The organism is Tardiphaga sp. GW822-FHT04G09, assembly GCF_058800725.1.
On record NZ_JBXAMO010000003.1, the window covers coordinates 119,134 to 137,408 of the forward strand.

General features: G+C 61.8%; 14 protein-coding genes. 5 read left to right on the forward strand and 9 right to left on the reverse strand.

What is annotated here, in order from left to right; translation table 11 throughout:
* Nucleotides 1–28 precede the first annotated feature (28 nt).
* The 4 genes from AC1RLZ_RS07295 to AC1RLZ_RS07310 all read left to right on the forward strand — a co-directional run bounded on the left by AC1RLZ_RS07295 (nt 29) and on the right by AC1RLZ_RS07310 (nt 5,325).
* Nucleotides 29–1,912, forward strand: a complete 1,884-nt coding sequence (locus AC1RLZ_RS07295) for a feruloyl-CoA synthase (RefSeq protein ID WP_493188098.1) — start codon at nt 29–31, stop codon at nt 1,910–1,912.
* A 32-nt stretch (nt 1,913–1,944) separates the two neighbouring features.
* Complete coding sequence (locus AC1RLZ_RS07300) at nt 1,945–2,706, forward strand: SDR family NAD(P)-dependent oxidoreductase (RefSeq protein WP_493188099.1); 762 nt, start codon at nt 1,945–1,947, stop codon at nt 2,704–2,706.
* 129 nt (nt 2,707–2,835) lie between these two features.
* Entirely contained in the window at nt 2,836–3,984 is a 1,149-nt protein-coding gene (locus AC1RLZ_RS07305) for an ABC transporter substrate-binding protein (RefSeq protein WP_371424375.1), read from the forward strand.
* A gap of 192 nt (nt 3,985–4,176) precedes the next feature.
* Nucleotides 4,177–5,325, forward strand: a complete 1,149-nt coding sequence (locus AC1RLZ_RS07310; RefSeq protein ID WP_493188100.1) for an ABC transporter substrate-binding protein — start codon at nt 4,177–4,179, stop codon at nt 5,323–5,325.
* 63 nt (nt 5,326–5,388) lie between these two features.
* Here AC1RLZ_RS07310 and AC1RLZ_RS07315 read toward each other — a convergent pair whose 3' ends face one another.
* Genes AC1RLZ_RS07315 through AC1RLZ_RS07325 form a run of 3 tightly spaced genes read right to left on the reverse strand, consistent with a single transcriptional unit; the run spans nt 5,389 to nt 8,935 of the window.
* On the reverse strand, nt 5,389–6,120 hold the full coding sequence (locus AC1RLZ_RS07315) for an ABC transporter ATP-binding protein (protein ID WP_493188101.1): 732 nt from the start codon (nt 6,118–6,120) through the stop codon (nt 5,389–5,391).
* Nucleotides 6,117–7,889: a branched-chain amino acid ABC transporter ATP-binding protein/permease gene (locus tag AC1RLZ_RS07320; protein WP_493188102.1), complete on the reverse strand. Its 1,773-nt coding sequence runs from the start codon at nt 7,887–7,889 to the stop codon at nt 6,117–6,119. The genes AC1RLZ_RS07315 and AC1RLZ_RS07320 overlap by 4 nt, the downstream gene beginning before the upstream one ends.
* 5 nt (nt 7,890–7,894) lie before the next feature.
* Nucleotides 7,895–8,935 carry a branched-chain amino acid ABC transporter permease gene (locus AC1RLZ_RS07325; protein WP_493188103.1) on the reverse strand — a complete coding sequence of 347 codons (1,041 nt, stop codon included), beginning with the start codon at nt 8,933–8,935 and terminating at the stop codon, nt 7,895–7,897.
* A 185-nt stretch (nt 8,936–9,120) separates the two neighbouring features.
* Between AC1RLZ_RS07325 and AC1RLZ_RS07330 the strand changes: the two genes are divergently transcribed.
* The gene (locus AC1RLZ_RS07330) at nt 9,121–9,627 is read left to right on the forward strand and encodes a MarR family winged helix-turn-helix transcriptional regulator (RefSeq protein WP_493188104.1); all 507 of its coding nucleotides are present in this window, start codon (nt 9,121–9,123) and stop codon (nt 9,625–9,627) included.
* A 129-nt stretch (nt 9,628–9,756) separates the two neighbouring features.
* Here AC1RLZ_RS07330 and AC1RLZ_RS07335 read toward each other — a convergent pair whose 3' ends face one another.
* From AC1RLZ_RS07335 to AC1RLZ_RS07360, 6 genes are all read right to left on the reverse strand, one after another.
* Nucleotides 9,757–11,037: a glycerate kinase type-2 family protein gene (locus AC1RLZ_RS07335; RefSeq protein ID WP_493188105.1), complete on the reverse strand. Its 1,281-nt coding sequence runs from the start codon at nt 11,035–11,037 to the stop codon at nt 9,757–9,759.
* Between the two features lie 223 nt (nt 11,038–11,260).
* Entirely contained in the window at nt 11,261–12,502 is a 1,242-nt protein-coding gene (locus tag AC1RLZ_RS07340) for an ABC transporter substrate-binding protein (RefSeq protein WP_493188106.1), read from the reverse strand.
* Between the two features lie 181 nt (nt 12,503–12,683).
* On the reverse strand, nt 12,684–13,913 hold the full coding sequence (locus AC1RLZ_RS07345; protein WP_493188107.1) for an ABC transporter substrate-binding protein: 1,230 nt from the start codon (nt 13,911–13,913) through the stop codon (nt 12,684–12,686).
* Between the two features lie 177 nt (nt 13,914–14,090).
* Nucleotides 14,091–15,323, reverse strand: coding sequence for an ABC transporter substrate-binding protein (locus tag AC1RLZ_RS07350; protein WP_493188108.1), 1,233 nt, complete (start codon nt 15,321–15,323; stop codon nt 14,091–14,093).
* 155 nt (nt 15,324–15,478) lie between these two features.
* Entirely contained in the window at nt 15,479–16,711 is a 1,233-nt protein-coding gene (locus AC1RLZ_RS07355) for an ABC transporter substrate-binding protein (protein WP_493188109.1), read from the reverse strand.
* Nucleotides 16,712–16,873: 162 nt separating this feature from the next.
* A complete protein-coding gene (locus tag AC1RLZ_RS07360) occupies nt 16,874–18,100 on the reverse strand; it encodes an ABC transporter substrate-binding protein (protein WP_493188110.1) in 1,227 nt (408 codons plus the stop codon).
* Nucleotides 18,101–18,275: the final 175 nt, after the last annotated feature.

Consider the following 18,275-nt stretch of genomic DNA (forward strand, 5'->3'; position numbering starts at 1 on the left):
TCGGGACGAAATACACAGGGCGGAAGCAATGTCTGCAAGTGCTGACAAGATCGATCAGGCAAAGCGAGCGGCGACGGAGCATCCGTTGCGGCCGATTTCCTATGGCGATCCGGCTGTTACCATAGAGCGCCGCGACGACGGCACCATCTATCTGCGCCCGACCAATGCCATCGGCGACTATCCGGAACGCGTCACCGATTATCTGCATCACTGGGCCAGGGAGGCGCCGGATCGCGTCTTCATGGCCGAGCGAGCGGAAGGCGGTGGCTGGCGCGAAGTCACCTACGCGCAGATGCTCGATGCAGCCCGCCATATAGCCTCAGCGCTGTTGTCGCGCAGGCTCTCCGCCGACAGGCCCATCGTCATTCTCTCCGGAAATTCCATCGATCACGCACTGATTGCCTTCGGCGCGCTCTATGCCGGCATTCCCTATGCGCCGGTGTCGCCGGCCTATTCGCTGGTCTCGAAGGACTACGGCAAGCTCGGTTATCTCATGAAGCTGCTGACGCCCGGGCTGGTTTTCGTCGATGACGCGGATGCGTTCACGAACGCCATTCACTTCAATGTGCCGGTCGACACTGAAGTTGTCGTTTCTGCCGGCGCCCTGCCGGGCCGGCCCGTAACCAAGCTTTCCGATCTGCTCGTGACGCCGGAGGCCGCCAATCTTGATGCCGCGAACGCAGCCATCGGTCCTGATACCATCGCGAAGTTCTTGCTGACGTCAGGCTCCACCGGCAATCCGAAAGCCGTGATCAACACCCAGCGCATGATGTGCGCCAACCAGATCATGCTGCGCGATACGCTGGCGTTCCTGAAGGACGAGCCGCCTGTCATCATCGACTGGCTGCCGTGGAATCACACATTTGGCGGCAATCACAATATCGGGCTGACGCTGTTCAATGGCGGTTCGATGTATCTCGACGACGGCAAGCCGACACCTGCGGGGATCGAGCAGACCATCCGCAATCTGCGCGAGATCTCGCCGACGGTCTATTTCAACGTCCCCAAGGGCTATGAATCGCTGCTGCCTTATCTGCGAGAAGACGCGGCGCTGCGCGAAAAATTCTTCGCGCGGCTGCACGCGATGTTCTTTTCGGGTGCGGCGCTGTCCGCCTATGTCTGGGACAGTCTTGACGAACTGTCGGTGCAGACCACTGGCGTGCGCGTGCCCATGCTCACCGGCCTCGGCGCCACCGAGACCTCGCCCTTCTTCATGTGCGTCAATCCCGTGACCAGCCGCTCCGGCCATGTGGGTCTTCCCGTCCCCGGCAACGATGCCAAGCTGGTACCGAACAACGGCAAGATGGAAGTCCGCGCCAAGGGGCCGAACATCACGCCGGGCTATTGGCGCGAGCCGGAACTGACCGCGAAAGCGTTCGACGAGGAAGGTTACTATATTTTCGGCGATGCGCTGAAAGCTGTCGATCCCAATAATCTCTCCGCAGGTTTCGATTTCGACGGCCGCATCTCCGAGGACTTCAAACTCGGCAGCGGCACCTGGGTCAGCGTCGGCCCGCTGCGCGCACGCTTCGTTGGCACCTGTGCGCCACTGGTGCGCGACGTGGTGATCGCCGGCATCAACCGCGATGAACTTGCAGCGCTCGTGATCCTCGATCTCGATGGGTGTCGCGTGATCAATCCCGACCTGGCCGCCGGCGATCTCGCCGCTGCGGCCAATGATCCGATCGTCCGCGACGCGTTCCGTGAGCGACTCGCGCGCTTCCTCGCTGGCGCCACCGGATCCTCGACACGGATCGCCAAGGCGGTGCTGCTTGACACGCCGCTGTCGATCGATCGCGGCGAGGTCACGGACAAGGGCTCGGTCAATCAGCGCGCGGTGCTGGAGCATCGTGCCAAGTTGATCGACGATATCTATGGGAATCCGGAAGTTGCGAAAGTGATTGCGATCTAGAACGGCAGAAAAATCGAACAGGGGAGGACATCATGCAATTGAAGAACCAGGCTGCCATCGTCACCGGTGGCGCTTCCGGCCTTGGCGCCGCGACCGCCCGCAGGCTCGCCGCGCAGGGCGCGAAAGTCGCGCTGCTCGATCTCAACACCGCCCTCGCAGAAACAGTTGCCAGGGAGATCGGCGGCATCGCGATCTCATGCGACGTGTCCGACGCCGCCTCTGCCGAAGCCGCCGTCGCCGCTGCCGCCAAGGCACACGGCCCGGCGCGCGTGCTGGTGAACTGCGCCGGCATCGGCGTCGCCAAGCGCGTGATCGGCCGCGATGGTCCGATGGCGCTCGGCGATTTCGACAAGGTGATCCGTGTCAACCTGATCGGCTCCTTCAACATGATCCGTCTGGCGACCGATCCGATGTCCAAGCTGGAGCCGCTCGAAACCGGCGAGCGCGGCGTGGTGATCTCGACAGCCTCGGTCGCCGCCTATGACGGCCAGATCGGCCAGTCCGCCTATTCGGCGTCCAAGGGCGGCATCGTCGGCATGACGCTGCCCATCGCTCGTGAAATGGCCCAGTTCGGCATCCGCGTGCTGACCATCGCGCCGGGCCTGTTCATGACGCCGCTTTTGGCCGGCCTGCCGCAGGAGGCGCAGGACAGTCTCGCCGCAGCGATCCCGTTTCCGCGCCGGCTTGGCCATGCCGATGAGTTTGCATCTCTCGCACTGCACATGATCGACAATCCGTATCTGAACGGCGAGGTGGTCCGGCTCGACGCATCGCTGCGCATGGCGCCACGTTAAGCCTGCGGCAAAGCATCAGTGCGCCGGCCCTTTACCGGTAAGGGCGCACTGACCTAAAGAAGGGGCTGATAAGCCAGCCGAACTTTGATTTAGCTGACGACATAAAAAATAACCTGGAGGGAGAGACCCATGACCAAGCATCACTTGGCGATCGCGGCTGTTGCCGTCTCGCTGGCACTGGCCGGACCGGCCATTGCCCAGACATCCGACGTCACCATCGGCATCACCACGTCAACGACGGGCCCGGCGGCCGCCCTGGGCATCCCCGAGCGCAATGCGCTCGAATTCGTGCCCAAGGAAATCGGCGGCGTGCCGCTCAAGATCATCGTGCTCGACGATGGCGGCGATCCGACCACCGCGACCACCAACGCCCGCCGCTTTGTCACCGAATCCAAGGCCGACATCATTTTGGGCTCCGCGGTGACGCCGACGAGCATTGCGGTGTCCAACGTCGCCAACGAAGTGGGTATTCCGCATTTCGCCCTGTCGCCGCTGCCGATCACGCCGGAACGTGCGAAGTGGTCGGTGGCCATGCCGCAACCGGTGCCGATCGTCGGCAAGGTGATGTACGACCACATGAAGTCGAAGGGCATCAAGACCATCGGCTATATTGGTTACTCCGACTCCTACGGCGATCTCTGGTTCAACGATGTGAAGAACCAGACCGGTCCGATGGATATGAAGGTCGTCGCCGAAGAGCGTTTCGCGCGCCCGGACACCTCGGTCACCGGCCAGGTGCTGAAGTTGATCGCAGCCAATCCTGATGCGATCCTGATCGGCGCCTCGGGTACCGCTGCGGCACTGCCGCAGACCGAGCTGCGCGAGAAGGGCTACAAGGGCCTGATCTACCAGACCCATGGTGCCGCCAGCATGGACTTCATCCGAATCGCCGGCAAGGCCGCCGAGGGCGTGCTGATGGCCTCCGGCCCGGTGATGTATCCGGAAGGGCAGGCCGATACGGCGCTGACCAAGAAGCCCGGTATGGCACTCAACAGCGCCTATGAAGCCAAATATGGCCCCAACAGCCGCAGTCAGTTCGCCGGGCACTCCTACGACGCCTTCGAGGTGCTCAAGCGCGTGATCCCGACGGCGCTGAAGACCGCCAAGCCCGGCACACCCGAGTTCCGCGAGGCGATCCGCCAGGCGCTGTTGACGGAGAGGGAAATTGCCGCCTCGCAGGGCGTCTACAACTTCACCGAAAAGGACCGCTACGGCCTCGATGAGCGTTCGCGCATCTTGCTGACGGTGAAAGACGGCAAATACGTTCTCGCCCAGTAATGCAGATCTGACGGAGGGCAGGGGCGCGCAGCGCCTTTGCTTCGCCGGCATTTTTCGATAACAAGGCCGGCCCTCGCCAGAGGGTCGGCTTTTTGCCGTGCGCGAGCCTTCGCGCGGCCGCAACCAGCGCAACGTCCGCCGGTATGGCTGCCACGTTCGGCGCTCTCCGCTTCCACACGAGAAAGATACGATATGTCCAAGCTTCATCTGGCGATCGCCGCCGTTGCCGTCTCGCTGGCGATTGCCACCCCTGCCGAAACCCAGACCGCCGACATCACCATCGGCGTCAGCATCTCCACCACGGGCCCTGCGGCCGCGCTGGGCGTGCCCGAGCGCAACGCGCTGGAATTCGTGCCCAAGGAAATCGGCGGGGTGCCGCTGAAGCTGATCGTGCTCGACGATGGCGGCGACCCATCCATCGCGACCACCAATGCACGCCGTTTCGTGTCGGAATCCAAGGCCGACATCATGGTCGGCTCGTCGATCGTGCCATCCTCGGTCGCCATGTCGGCGGTCGCCAATGAAGCTGGCGTTCCGCATTTCAGCCTGTCGCCGATGCCGTTCACGCCGGCGCGCGTGAAGTGGTCGGTGGACATGCCGCAGCCGGTCGAGATCGTCGGCAAAGTCATGTACGATCACATGAAGGCCCATGGCGTGAAGACCATCGGCTATGTCGGCTATTCGGACTCCTATGGGGACCTTTGGTTCAACGACCTCAAGGCCCAGACGAGTGCGATGGGAATGAGCATCGTCGATGACGAGCGCTTCGCGCGTCCCGATACGTCGATCACCGGTCAGGCGCTGAAGCTGATTGCGGCCAATCCCGACGCGATCCTGATCGGCGCGGCCGGCACCGGCGCCGGCATGCCGCAGTCCGAACTGCGCGACCGCGGCTACAAGGGTCTGATCTACCAGACCCACGGTGCTGCCTCGAGCGACTTCATCCGCATCGCCGGCAAGTCCGCCGAAGGTGTGCTGATGGCTGCAGGTCCCGTGATGTATCCGGAAGGTCAGCCGGATACAGCGCTGACCAAGAAGCCAGGCCTCGAGCTCAATGCGGCCTATGAAGCCAAATACGGAGCCAACAGCCGCAGCCAGTTTGCCGGTCACGCCTATGACGTGTTCGAAGTGCTGAAGCGCGTGGTGCCCGTGGCGCTGAAGACCGCCAAGCCCGGCACGCCGGAATTCCGCGAAGCCATCCGCCAGGCGCTGATGAGTGAAAAGGAAATCGCCGCGACCCAGGGCGTCTACAATTACACTGAAAAGGACCGCAACGGTGTCGACGACCGCTCGCGGATTTTGCTGACCGTGAAGGATGGAAAATACGTTCCGGCGAAGTAAGCCGGAGCGCCGCTAAAAAATGCCGGCTGTCGCAAGACAGCCGGCATTTTTATGTGATCGAGATCAGATCGCGCTGACACCTTCGTGCTGGAAGCCGAGATAGCTCGCCACCACGCGCTGGTTGCTGGCGATGTCGCTGGCGCTTCCATCGAGGATGAATTCGCCGAGCTCCATCACATAAGCGCGGTCGGCAATCTTGAGCGCGGCCTGCGCATTTTGCTCGACCAGCAGCACCGAGACGCCGGCGGCTTTGAGCTCGCTGACGATGCGGAAGATGTCGGCGACGATGATCGGCGCGAGGCCGAGGCTCGGCTCGTCCAGCATCAGGAGTTTCGGTGCGCCCATCAGCGCGCGGCCCATCGCCAACATCTGCTGCTCGCCGCCGCTCAGCGTGCCGGCGAGTTGCTTGCGGCGCTCCTTGAGGCGCGGAAACAGCGTGTAGACGTGCTCGAACGAACGGGCGGCGGTGGCCTTGTCGATGCGGAAGGCACCGAGCAGCAGATTGTCTTCCACATTCATCGTGGCGAACAATTCGCGATGCTCGGGTACGAGGCTGAGGCCGGCAGCGACGCGGTCCTCGATGTCGATCTTGGACACATCACCGCCGGCAAAGCTCACGCCCCCCTTCAGCGGCAGGATGCCCATCACGGCATTGAGCAGCGTGGTCTTGCCGGCGCCATTGGCACCGATGATCGTGACGATCTCGTTGGTGCGGACCTCGAGATTGACAGCGCGCACGGCCTCGACCTTGCCATAGGCGACATGTGCGTCCGTGACTTGCAGTAACGCGCTCATGCGACCGCTCCCAGATAGGCCTTGATGACGTCGGGGTTGGTCTTGATGTCGGCCGGCGTGCCCTCGGCGATCTTGGTGCCGAAATCGAGCACCACGATCCGGTTGGCGAGATTCATCACGAAGCCCATGTCGTGTTCGACCAGCAGCACCGACATGCCGCCGTCGCGAAGCTGACGAAGCAGTGCTGCAAGCTGCTGCTTTTCCATGTGGCGCAGGCCCGCCGCGGGCTCGTCCAGCAGCAGCAACATTGGATCGACGCATAGCGCACGGGCGATCTCGACGATGCGCTGCTGGCCGAGTGACAGGGAGCCGGCGAGCTGGTTCATCTGGTCGCCGAGACCGACACGCTCGATCTGCTTGGCGGCTTCCGCCAGCAGCTTCGCTTCGTCGGCGCGATCGAGCCGCAGCATGCTGGCGATGGCGCCGGAGCGCCCGCGCAGATGTGCGCCGAGCGCGACGTTCTCAAGCACGGTCATGTCGGGCACCAACTTCACATGCTGGAAGGTGCGGGCGATGCCGAGCTTGACGATCTCTTGCGGCGGCGCGCCGGAGACGCTCTTGCCGAGCACGGCGATCTTGCCGGCGGTTGCGGCCAGCACGCCGGTAATGAGGTTGAAGGTCGTGCTCTTGCCGGCGCCATTGGGGCCGATCAGCGCGACGATCTCGCGCGCCTGCACATTGAACGACACGTCGTTGACAGCGACGACGCCGCCGAACTGCTTGCGTGCCTTTTCGACCTGCAGCAATACGCCGGTTTCCGGACGGTGGTCGTTGCGGGCGGGCAGTGCATCGGCCGGCGCCGGGCGCTTGCGGCTGTCGCCGGACGGCAGCCACGCGGTCAGCCACGGCCACATGCCGGTCGGCGCGAGTTGCAGCAGCGCGACGAGCAGGATGCCGAACACGATGGTCTCGAGCTGGCCGCTGCCGCCGAAGATGACCGGCAGATAGCTCTGCAACGCTTCCTTGAGAATGATGACCACGGCCGCGCCGAGCACGCCGCCCCAGACATAGCCGGCGCCGCCGACCACAGCGATGAACAGATATTCGATGCCGAGATGAACGCCGAACGGGGTCGGATTGGCGGCGCGCTGGAAATGCGCATAGAGCCATCCGGACAGGCCGGCCAGCACCGCGGCATAGACGAAGACAAGCAGTTTGGCGCGCGGGGTCTGCACGCCAAAGGCTTCGGCGGCGATATGGCCACGGCGCAGCGCACGGATGGCGCGGCCGGTGCGGGAGTCCAGCAGGTTCATCGACAGCAGGGCGGCAATGATCACGGCGATCCAGATCGGGAAATAGATCGTGCCGGGATCGAGCATTTTCCACGAACCGATGGACAGCGGCGGAATGCCCGAGATGCCGTCGTTACGGCCGAGGAACTCCAGCTTGCCGAACAGGTAGTACAGGCTGATGCCCCAGGCGATGGTACCGAGCGGCAGATAGTGGCCCGACAGGCGCATGGTGATGAGGCCGAGGAACACCGCAGCAAAGCCGGCGACCAGCAGCGACAGCGGCAGCGTCAGCCACGGCGAGATGCCGTAGGTGGTTGTCAGCACGGCCGTCGTATAGGCGCCGAAGCCGCAGAAGGCCGCCTGACCGAACGAGGTCAGGCCGCCGACGCCGGTGAGCAGCACGAGGCCCATGGCGACCAGCGAGGCCAGGCCGATATTGTCGAGCAGCACGATCCAGAACGGCGGGATGCCCGGTACGAACGGGATCACGGCCATCACGAGCGCGAAAACGAAGATGGGAAGAAGACGCGGCGTCATGGCGCTCAATCCTTCTCTTCTTCGACTTCGGGTGCTGCGAGCGAGCGCAGCACCAGAACCGGAAGGATCAGCGTGAACACGATGACCTCTTTGTAGTTGCTGGCATAGAAGGACGAGAACGCCTCGACGCAACCGACCAGAATGGCGGCGGCGGCGGTCAGCGGATAGCTCACCAGCCCACCGATGATCGCTGCGACGAAGCCCTTGAGGCCGATCAGGAAGCCGGTGTCGTAATAGAGCGTGGTGATCGGCACGATCAGGATGCCCGAGATGGCGCCGATGATCGAGGCGAGCAGGAAGGCGAGTTGGCCCGACAATGTGGTGCGGATGCCGGCGAGGCGGGCACCGAGGCGGTTCACCGCCGTGGCGCGCAGCGCCTTGCCATAAAGCGTGTAGCCAAAGAACAGCCACAGCCCGATGATCAGCGCGATGGTGATGCCATAGACGGCGATGCTCTGGCCGGTGAAGCGTAATGCGCCGATGGTGATGGCGTCAGACGAGATCGCAGGTCCCCGCTGGCCCTCGGCGCCGAAGAAGACGAGGCCAAAACCCTGCAGCGCGAGGTGGCAGCCCACCGAGGCGATCAGCAGCACCAGCACGGAGGTGTGGGCGATCGGCTGATAGGCAATGCGGTAGAGATAAAGGCCGATGGCGGCGACGATCAGCAACGACAGCGCGATGTTGAGGGCGATATTCCCCGGCCGTCCACCCAGCGCCCACATCACGCCCCAGATCGCCAGCGGAAAGACGAGGTTGACAGCCGCGGAGCGCAGCACGCGCTTGGCATGCAACGCCTTGCGGAAGGTGAAGAGATCGAAGGCGAAGGCCACGACGCCCATGGCGACGGCGAGCTTGATGGTGCCGGGCATCTGGCCGGCGGAGAGGCTGGCATAAGTCAGCGCGCCGAATGTGATGAATTCGCCTTGCGGGATCAGGATGACGCGTGTCACCGCAAAGACCAGCACAAGGGCCAGCCCAAGCAGCGCATAGATCGCGCCATTCGTGATGCCGTCCTGCAAAAGGAACAGCAAGATCGTCGTATTCAAAGCCGGACGCTCCCCCGCACTGTCTGGCGCCGCGGATACCACAGGCGCAGGACGATCAACAATGGCGGTTGAAACCCGCCGTCTATTTGATATACTTCATAACGATTATTGAACATAATCTCAAGGCCTGTCGCACGTCGACCGGGTGTTTCATTCAAGCTGCCGGGTATCGCGGAAAGCGAGCGATGACTGTTTCAAAGACGACGTTTCAGGATCAAGCCAAGCAGGCCACGCCCGTCGGGTTCGACGAGGAGGGCGGTGCGCTGCAGCTCGGCGAACTGTCCGAACTGCTAGGCTATTCGCTGAAACGCGCGCAGTTGAAGGTGTTCGAGGACTTTTTGCGCTGCATGGCGCCGCTGCAACTGACGCCTGCGCAGTTTTCGGTGCTGCTGTTGCTGGACAAGAACCCGGGCCGCAACCAGACCGAAATCGCCAATACGCTCGGTATTCTCCGGCCGAATTTCGTCTCGCTGCTCGACGCGCTGGAGAGCCGCGACCTGCTGACGCGGATGCGCTCGCCGAGCGATCGGCGCTCCCATGTGCTGATGCTGACCGACAAGGGCCGCGCGACGCTGATCCGTGCCAAGAAACTGGTAGCCACGCGGCACGAGGCCCGGCTGATCGAGGTGCTGGGGCCAGCCGAGCACAAGGCTCTTCTGGGGATGATGGCGAAGATCGCCAGGGAGCTCTAAGGGGCGGCGTCATGCTCGTCCCTTATCCTGAGGAGCGGCTTCTTCAGCCGCGTCTCGAAGGCTGGCCACGCACTCATGGTTCGGGACGCGCGCAAATGCGCGCTCCTCACCATGAGGTGCCTGTTACGCTCACCCCACCAAAATCACCCTGACATCATTTACATTCGTCAGCGTCGGGCCGGTCTGCAGCAGATCGCCGGTCGCCGTAAAGAACGTCGTGGCGTCGTTGTTCGCCAGCGTCGCCCTGGGATCCAGCTTCTGCGCGCGCATCGCCTCGAACGTCCGCTCATCGACGATCGCGCCGGCGGGGTCGCTGGCGCTGCCGGCGCCGCCGTCGGCGCCGTCAGTATCGCCGGCGAGCGCGACGATACCGGTGGTGTCCTTGAAGGCATCGGTGAGCGCCAGCGCGTATTCCTGGTTCGGGCCGCCGCGGCCGTTACCCGTCACGGTGACCGTGAGTTCGCCGCCGGAGAGGATCGCGAGCTTCTTGCCGTCGGCCTTGGCCTTAAGCGCCAGCTTCGCATGCTCGGCGGCAACCTCGCGCGCTTCGCCTTCGAGATCGGCGCCGAGATCGACGATCTCATAGCCGGCATTGCTGGCCACCTTGATCGCGGCGTCGAGCGACTCCCGCGGCCGTGCGATCAGCTCAAACCGTGCGCGCGAGAACGCCGCGTCATCCGGCTTCACGCTTTCATTGGCCTCATCGCTGAGCGCCGCGCGCACCGCATCATCGATTGTGAGATTGAACTTCGCGATGATGGCGCGAGCATCGGCCAGCGTTGTCGTATCCGGCACTGTTGGTCCCGACGCGATCACGGCGGGATCGTCATGCGGCACATCGGAAATCGCCAGGGTCACGATCTCTGCCTTTTGCCCGGCGCGGGCGAGGCGGCCGCCCTTAATGCGGGACAGGTGCTTACGCACGGTGTTGATCTCGCCGATGACGGCACCGGAGCGCAGCAGCGCGCGGTTGAGCTGTTGCTTCTGCTGGAAGGTGATGCCATCAACCGGCGCGGTCCAGTTGGCCGAACCGCCGCCGGAAATCAGCACAAGCAACAGGTCGTCAGCCGCAGCCTCTGCGGCGAGCTTGAGACTGTCGTCGGCGCCCTTGAGCCCGGCTTCGTCCGGGACGGGGTGGCCGGCCTCGACCACGCGGATGCGCCGGGTCGGCACACCATGGCCGTGGCGCGTAGTGGCAATGCCGGTCAGGCGCGCGGGATCGAGCTTCAGCGTGTCGAGATAATGCGCCTCGGCAGCGGCAGCCATGGCCGCAGCGCCCTTGCCGGCGGCCAGGCAGATGATGCGACCTTTCGGCGGCGCCGGCAGATGGGCGCCGAGGATGACATCAGGATGGGCCGCAGCAACTGCGGCATCGAAAATTGCGCGGAGCAGGGGGCGTTTGTCGGTCATATCGGGGTTATGCCGATCATTGGCGGAGGCGGCAAGATGGTCGCTTTTTCTCTTCTCCCCCTGTAGGAGAAGGTGGCGCGGGCGAAGTCCGCTGGATGAGGGGGGAGGCGGAACTCCATGGCTACCCCTCACCCGTATCGAGCCACTCGGCGGGTCGATCCGCCCTCTCCCGCCTGGCGAAGCTTCGCTTCGCGCGGGGGAGAGGGGAAGTAAGGCAGAACGGCTAGCCGCCGCTGCCGCCCGTGCCGAGTTCACCAGTCAGCACGTCGCCGAACAGTTTCCAGTTCTCGCCTTCGAAACGCATCAGCTGCATCTGCTCGATGGGCGAGAAATCGGTGGGTGAGGTGTTGACCAGCACGCCGGGCAGCAGCGTCGACTGCTGGACGTTCTTCAGGTTCGCAGCCTGCTTCATCACATTGGCGCGGGTGAGATCGTCGCCGCACTGCTTGAGCAGGATCGCCATGGTCTCGGCGATATTATAGCCGGACATCAGCGACGAGTCGGACGGGTTGCCGTCCGGGACGTATTTGGTGAGGAATTCGCGATAGGCCTTGATGCCTGGATCGTCCTTCCACTGCGGGTCGGTGGCGTCCTTGGAGTAGTGCGCGGAGAGCAGGCCCTGGGCGTTCTCGAAGCCTGCGGGACGGAGCACCTGACCGATCGAGACGCTGACGCCTGGCACGATCATGGTCGGCTTCCAGCCGAGCTCGGCAATTTTCTTGATAGTCTGGGCAGCGAATTTCGGCGTCGCGAAGATGATGACAACCTCGGGATTGAGCGACTTCATCTTGACGATGTGGGAATCCACAGTCGGCTCGGTGAGCTCATAGCTCTCTTCGATCACGATGGAAGACGCCTTGTCGCCGAGGCCGTCCTTGACGCCCTTCAGGTAGTCCTTGCCGAAGTCGTCATTCTGATAGAGCACGCCGATCTTGGCGCCGGCTTTTTCCTTCAGCAGGTACTTGGCATAGATGCGGCCCTCGCTCTGGTAGCTGGGCAGCCAACCCATGGTCCAGGGGAAGTTTTTCGGATCGGCCCATTTGGTGGCGCCGGTGGCCAGGAACAGTTGGGGCACCTTCTTGGTGTTGAGATATTTCTGGATCGCGGTGTTGGACGGCGTGCCGAGTGCCGAGAACATCAGTAGCACTTCGTCGGACTCGACCAGCTTGCGGGTCTGCTCGACAGCCTTTGGCGGCGAGTAGGCGTCATCATAGGAGATGTAGTTGATCATGCGGCCATTGATGCCACCCTTGTCGTTGATCATCTTGAAATAGCCGGCCTGCGCCTTACCGACGGCGCCATAGGCCGAGGCCGGTCCGCTATAGGGCACGATGTTGCCGAGCTTGATTTCGGTGTCGCTGGCGCCCGTGTCGTATTTCTTCTGGGCGAGGACGTGGGTTGAGGAGACGGCGAGCAACATGGCGGCGGCCGAAAGCGACCATAGCCGCGCGGTCGTGGCAGACATTTGAGTTCCTTCCCTTGCTTGCAAGGCGAGATTTTCTTGTGTTGCAGGCCTTTTTGCGTCTGCGAGATAATCATACCGCGATTGCACAATGGCTCAAATGGAAAGCGACCAAAACGCAGTGAGGCCTGCGCCACTTTTGACGCAAGCCTCACGCATTTTCCGTTATGTGGAATGAGGGCGATCAGCCGCCCACGTCCGCGCTTATGATGTCGCCGAACAGTTCCCACTTCTCGCCCTTAAATCGCATCAGCTGCAACTGACTGATCGGCGCGAAGTCGGTGGGCGAGGTGTTGATCTTGATGCCCGGCAGCAACACCTCGGTGCGGAAGTCTTTCAGGTTTGCGGCTTGCTTCATGACGTTCTCGCGGGTGAGATTATCGCCGCACATCTGCAGCACCTTCACGAGCGTCTGTGCGACGCCGTAGCCGACCACGACATTGCCGTCGAGCTTGTTGCCGTCCGGAAAATCTTTCTGCAGGAAGGCAAGAAAAGCCTTCATGCCGGGATCGTTCTCCCACTGCGGATCGGATACGTCCTTGAGATAGGCCGCCGAGATGATGCCCTGTCCGTTCTCGAAGCCTGCCGGCTTCATCACACTGCCGACGGAGGCCGAGACGTTGTTGAGGAAGTGCAGCGGTTTCCATTCGATCTCGGCAATCTTCTTGATCGCCTGCGCGGCGAATTTGGGGGTCGCGATATCAATGAAGACATTGGCACCGGATGCCTTCAACTTGACGATATGGTTATCGATGGTCGGCTCCGATGTTTCGAAGCTGTCTTCAGCGACGATCATCGACGCGGCCTTGGCTCCGAGGCCATCCTTCAGGCCCTTGAGATAGTCCTTTCCATAATCATCGTTCTGATAGAGCACGGCGATCTTGGCGTCCGGCTTTTCCTTCAGCAGGTACTTCGCATAGATCTGCGTCTCGCTTTGGTAGCTGGGCTGCCAGCCTATGGTCCAGGGGAAGTCCTTCGGATCGTTCCACTTGGTGGCGCCGGTGGCGACGAACAGCTGCGGTACCTTCTTGCTGTTCATGTATTTGTGGATCGCCGAATTCGGGGGCGTGCCCAGCGGATTGAACACCAGCAAAACTTCATCGGACTCCACAAGCTTACGCGCCTGCTCGACGGTCTTCGGCGGCGAGTAGGCGTCGTCATAGCTGATGAAGGTGATCTTGCGGCCATTGATGCCGCCTTCGGCATTGATCTTCTTGAAATATGCTTCTTCGGTTTTTCCTATGACACCGTAAGCGGAGGCCGGTCCGCTATAGGGCATGATATTTCCGATCTTGATCTCAGTATCGGATGCGCCAGGATCATATTTCTTCTGGGCGAGGGCACCGGTCGCGGATACGGCCAGTAGGCCCAAGGCAGCCGGAAGCGCGGCCAGACGCAGATGCATTGCGGGCATTTCTGATCTCCCTGATCAAATTGTGACGTGTCACGTTTCTCTTGATGCGGAGCTCTGCGGCTCCTGTTGGCATTCAACACCCGCCTGCATGTCGCAGCAAGAAAAAGCCCCCGCGACATGGTCGCGAGGGCGCACTAATTCGTGTTCGCGGTGCAGCAGATCTGCGGGCGCAGCAGATTACTGCGTGACCGCGTCGGCGCTGAAGATCTCGCCGAAGCGCTCCCATCTCTCGCCCTTGAAGCGCTGCATCTGCAATTGCGAGATGGGCGCGAAGTCCGTGGGAGAGGTATTGATGGTGATGCCCGGCAGCAGCGTGTCGGGGGTAAAGTCCTTCAGGCTGGCGGCCTGCTTCATGACATTGGCGCGGGTAAGGTCGTCGCCGCACATCTGCAGCACTTTCACCAGGGTCTGTGCTGCACCATAGCCATAGACTGTGCTCGAATCCGCCCTGTTGGCGTCCGGCATATATTTGTCGAGGAACGCGTTCCACTTCTTCATGCCGGGATCGTCCTTCCACTGGGAGTCGGTGCCGTCCTTGGTGTAGGAGGCCGACAGTACGCCCTGCGCATTGTCGAAGCCGGCGGGCTGCATCACCGCGCCCACGGAAACGCTGACATTGGCGAGGATCTGCAACGGCTTCCAGCCGAGTTCGGCGGTCTTCTTGATAGTCTGCGCGGCAAATTTCGGCGTCGTGAAGATCATCAGCACGTCGGGATTGGCGGCCTTCAGCTTCACCACATGGGTGTCGATGGTCGGCTCGGCGATCTCGTAACTGTCTTCGATGGTGATCATCGAAACCTTGGCTCCGAGGCCGTCCTTGAAGCCCTTCAGATAGTCCTTGCCGAAATCGTCATTCTGGTAGAGCACGCCGATCCTGGCATTCGGCTTCTCCTTCAGAAGGTACTTCGCATAGATCTGTGCTTCGCTCTGGTAGGAGGGCTGCCAGCCGATCGTCCAGGGGAAGTTCTTTGGGTCATTCCACTTGGTGGCGCCGGTGGCGACGAAGAGTTGCGGTACTTTCTTGCTGTTGAGATATTTCTGGATGGCGGTATTGGAGGGTGTGCCGAGCGGATTGAACACCACCAGCACCTCGTCGGATTCGACCAGCCTGCGCACCTGCTCCACGGCCTTTGGCGGCGAATAGGCGTCGTCGTAACTGATGAAGGTGATCTTGCGTCCGTTGATGCCGCCCTGTGCGTTGATCATGTTGAGATAGGCGGTCTCGGTCTTGCCGATGGTTCCGTAGGCAGACGCAGGGCCGCTATAGGGGATGATGTTGCCGACCTTGATCTCGGTGTCAGTGGCGCCGGTGTCGTATTTCTTCTGCGCGAGCGCGCCGCTGGTCGTGGCGGCAAGCAAAGCCAGCGCAGCGGGAAACGCTGTCAGGCGCATGGATCGTGCGAGCATCATGGATCTCCGTGATCGTTTCTTCCCAAGCTTTTTCGGAGTTCTGCGACTCCTGTCCGCATTGAATACCCCTGACACGCCAGTCACAAGAAAGAGCCCCTGCGACCAAATCGCAGAGGCTCCGGTGGTTCAGTGGTGCGGTGCGAGAGGCGTTGCCATTATTCCGGTGCGGGCGTATCGGCGCTGATCACGTCGCCGAACAGTTCCCACTTGTCGCCCTTGAAGCGGATCATGCGCAGTTGAGCGATAGGCGCGTAGTCCGTGGCCGAAGTGTTGAGGGTGATGCCGGGCAGCAGCGTGTCGGGCACGAAGTCCTTCAGGCTCGCAGCCTGCTTCATCACATTGGCGCGGGTGAGGTCGTCACCGCACATCTGCAGCACCTTCACCAGTGTCTGTGCCGCGCCATAGCCGTAGAGCAGGCTATTGTCCGAGCGATCCGAGCCGGGCATGTATTTGTCGACGAAGGCCCCCCATTTCTTCATGCCGGGGTCGTCCTTCCACTGCGGGTCGAGACCATCCTTGCGATAATCGGCCGACAACACGCCCTGGGCGTTATCGAAGCCCGCCGGCTGGAGCACAGCGCCAACGGAGATGCTGACATTGCTGACGAGGTGCAGCGGCTTCCAGCCGAGCTCGCCGATCTTGCGGATCGTCTGCGCGGCAATCTTCGGCGTGACGAAGGAGACCACCACGTCCGGGTTCAGCGACTTGATCTTGACGATATGGGAATCCACCGTCGGTTCGGAGATCTCGTAACTCTCCTCGGTGATGATCATCGACGCCTTGGCGCCGAGCGCTTCGCGGAATCCCTTCTGATAGTCTTTGCCGAAATCGTCGTTCTGGTAGAGCACGGCGATCTTGGCGTCCGGTTTTTCCTTCATCAGGTATTTTGCATAGATTTGCGCTTCCACCTGATAGCTAGGCTGCCAGCCCATGGTCCAGGGGAAGTGCTTCGGATCGTTCCACTTGCTCGCGCCGGTAGCGACGAACAGCTGAGGCACCTTCTTGGCGTTGAGATATTTCTGGAACGCGGTGTTGGATGGCGTGCCCAGCGGATTGAAAACGACGAGCACTTCGTCCGATTCCACCAGCTTGCGCACCTGTTCGACCGCCTTGGGCGGCGAGTAGCCGTCATCATAGCTGATGAAGTTGATCTTGCGTCCGTTCACGCCGCCCTGATCGTTGATCATGTTGAAATAGGCGGTTTCGGTCTTGCCGATCAGCCCATAGGACGAGGCAGGGCCGCTATACGGCATGATGTTGCCGATCTTGATTTCGGTGTCGGTGGCGCCCGTGTCGTATTTCTTCTGGGCCAGCGCGTTGCTGCCGGCGGCGACGCTGAGGGTCGCGGCAACCGACAAAGCCAGCGCGCGCGATCGGATCGAAGGCATTTCAGAACTCCCTGATTTTTGTTCGTCTTGTTTTTACGGGCCTTTGCGGCTCCGACCGGATTGAACACTGTTCGCATGTGTGCAGCAACAAAAAGCCCTCGCGATGGTCTCGCGAAGGGCTGCTTTGTTGAACAACGGAAATGCCGTCCGCCGGTATTTATTCTAGTGGCTGATTTCGCCTGAGATCACCGGGCCGAACAGCTCCCATTTGTCGCCCCTGAAGCGCATCATCTGGAGTTGCTCGATCGGGTAAAAGTCCGTTGCGGACGTATTGAGCGTGACGCCCGGCAACATCGTGTCCGGCGCAAAGTCCTTCAGGCTGGCGGCCTGTTTCATGACGTTCTCGCGGGTCAGGTTATCGCCGGCCTGTTTCAGCACCTGAACCATGGTCTGTGCCGCGCCATAGCCATAGACCACGGAGATGTCGTTGCGGCGGGCATCCGGCGCGTATTTGGCCAGGAACGCGTAGAAGCGCTGCATGCCCTCGTCATTGTCCCATTGCGGGTCGGAGCCGTCCTTGGCGTAATAGGCCGACAGGATACCTTGCGAAATCTCCTGTCCCGCCGGCTTCAGCACCGAGCTGATCGATGCGCTCGCATACCCCTGGATGTAGAGCGGCTTCCAGCCCAGTTCAGAGACCTTGCGGATGCTCTGCACGGCGGACTTCGGCGTGGTGACGCTGATGAACGTATCGGCGCCTGATGCCTTCAGATTGATGATGTGGCTGTCAATGGTCGGCTCGGTGACCTCATAGCTCTCGGCCGCCACCAGCATGCTCGCGGCTTTGTCGCCGAGACCATCTTTCAGGCCCTTCAATACGTCCTTGCCGAGGTCGTCGTTCTGATAGAGCACCGCGATCTTCGCATCGGGCTTTTCGTTCAACAGATATTTCGCATAGATACGGCCCTCGCTCTCATAAGGCGGCTGCCACGCCATGGTCCAGGGGAAAGCCTTGTGATTGCCGAAATAGGTCGCACCGGCGGCGACGAATAGCTGTGGCACTTTCTTGATGTTGAGATATTTCTGGATCGCCGCGTTGGACGGTGTGCCCAGCGGATTGAACACGACGAGAACTTCGTCCGATTCCACCAGCTTGCGGGCCTGCTCGACTGCCTTGGACGGGTTGTAGGCGTCGTCATAGCTGATGAAACTGATCTTGCGGCCGTTGATGCCGCCCTGATCGTTGATCATGCGGAAATAGGCCGCCTCGATGATGCCCGCGACGCCGTATGCCGAAGCCGGCCCGCTATAGGGCATGATGTTGCCGATCTTGATCTCGATATCGGATGCGCCGGGATCGTATTGCTTTTGCGCCAGTGCATGGCCTGTGCAGGCGAGGCTCAATGCGGTGGCCAGGGGCAGGGCGGCGCGTCGTTGAAACGTGGTCATTGCAGGGTATGTCCTCGCGGTCATTCATCGCGAGCACTTGATGACATCGGCATCAAAGAAAAATCGCCTCGCGACATGATCGTGAGGGGCGCTTTCTGTGTGGCGGAAAGATGGTGGCGGTTCCCTCGCCCCGATTGCGGGATGCTGCTGATGCAGTCGTACTAACTCGCAAAAA

Bases quoted from the DNA above. Each gene is read 5' to 3' on its own strand.
- AC1RLZ_RS07295 (WP_493188098.1), top strand. From the start codon at position 29: ATGTCTGCAAGTGCTGACAAGATCGATCAGGCAAAGCGAGCGGCGACG.
- AC1RLZ_RS07300 (WP_493188099.1), top strand. From the start codon at position 1,945: ATGCAATTGAAGAACCAGGCTGCCATCGTCACCGGTGGCGCTTCCGGC.
- AC1RLZ_RS07305 (WP_371424375.1), top strand. From the start codon at position 2,836: ATGACCAAGCATCACTTGGCGATCGCGGCTGTTGCCGTCTCGCTGGCA.
- AC1RLZ_RS07310 (WP_493188100.1), top strand. From the start codon at position 4,177: ATGTCCAAGCTTCATCTGGCGATCGCCGCCGTTGCCGTCTCGCTGGCG.
- AC1RLZ_RS07315 (WP_493188101.1), bottom strand. From the start codon at position 6,120: ATGAGCGCGTTACTGCAAGTCACGGACGCACATGTCGCCTATGGCAAG.
- AC1RLZ_RS07320 (WP_493188102.1), bottom strand. From the start codon at position 7,889: ATGACGCCGCGTCTTCTTCCCATCTTCGTTTTCGCGCTCGTGATGGCC.
- AC1RLZ_RS07330 (WP_493188104.1), top strand. From the start codon at position 9,121: ATGACTGTTTCAAAGACGACGTTTCAGGATCAAGCCAAGCAGGCCACG.
- AC1RLZ_RS07335 (WP_493188105.1), bottom strand. From the start codon at position 11,037: ATGACCGACAAACGCCCCCTGCTCCGCGCAATTTTCGATGCCGCAGTT.
- AC1RLZ_RS07340 (WP_493188106.1), bottom strand. From the start codon at position 12,502: ATGTCTGCCACGACCGCGCGGCTATGGTCGCTTTCGGCCGCCGCCATG.
- AC1RLZ_RS07345 (WP_493188107.1), bottom strand. From the start codon at position 13,913: ATGCCCGCAATGCATCTGCGTCTGGCCGCGCTTCCGGCTGCCTTGGGC.
- AC1RLZ_RS07350 (WP_493188108.1), bottom strand. From the start codon at position 15,323: ATGATGCTCGCACGATCCATGCGCCTGACAGCGTTTCCCGCTGCGCTG.
- AC1RLZ_RS07355 (WP_493188109.1), bottom strand. From the start codon at position 16,711: ATGCCTTCGATCCGATCGCGCGCGCTGGCTTTGTCGGTTGCCGCGACC.
- AC1RLZ_RS07360 (WP_493188110.1), bottom strand. From the start codon at position 18,100: ATGACCACGTTTCAACGACGCGCCGCCCTGCCCCTGGCCACCGCATTG.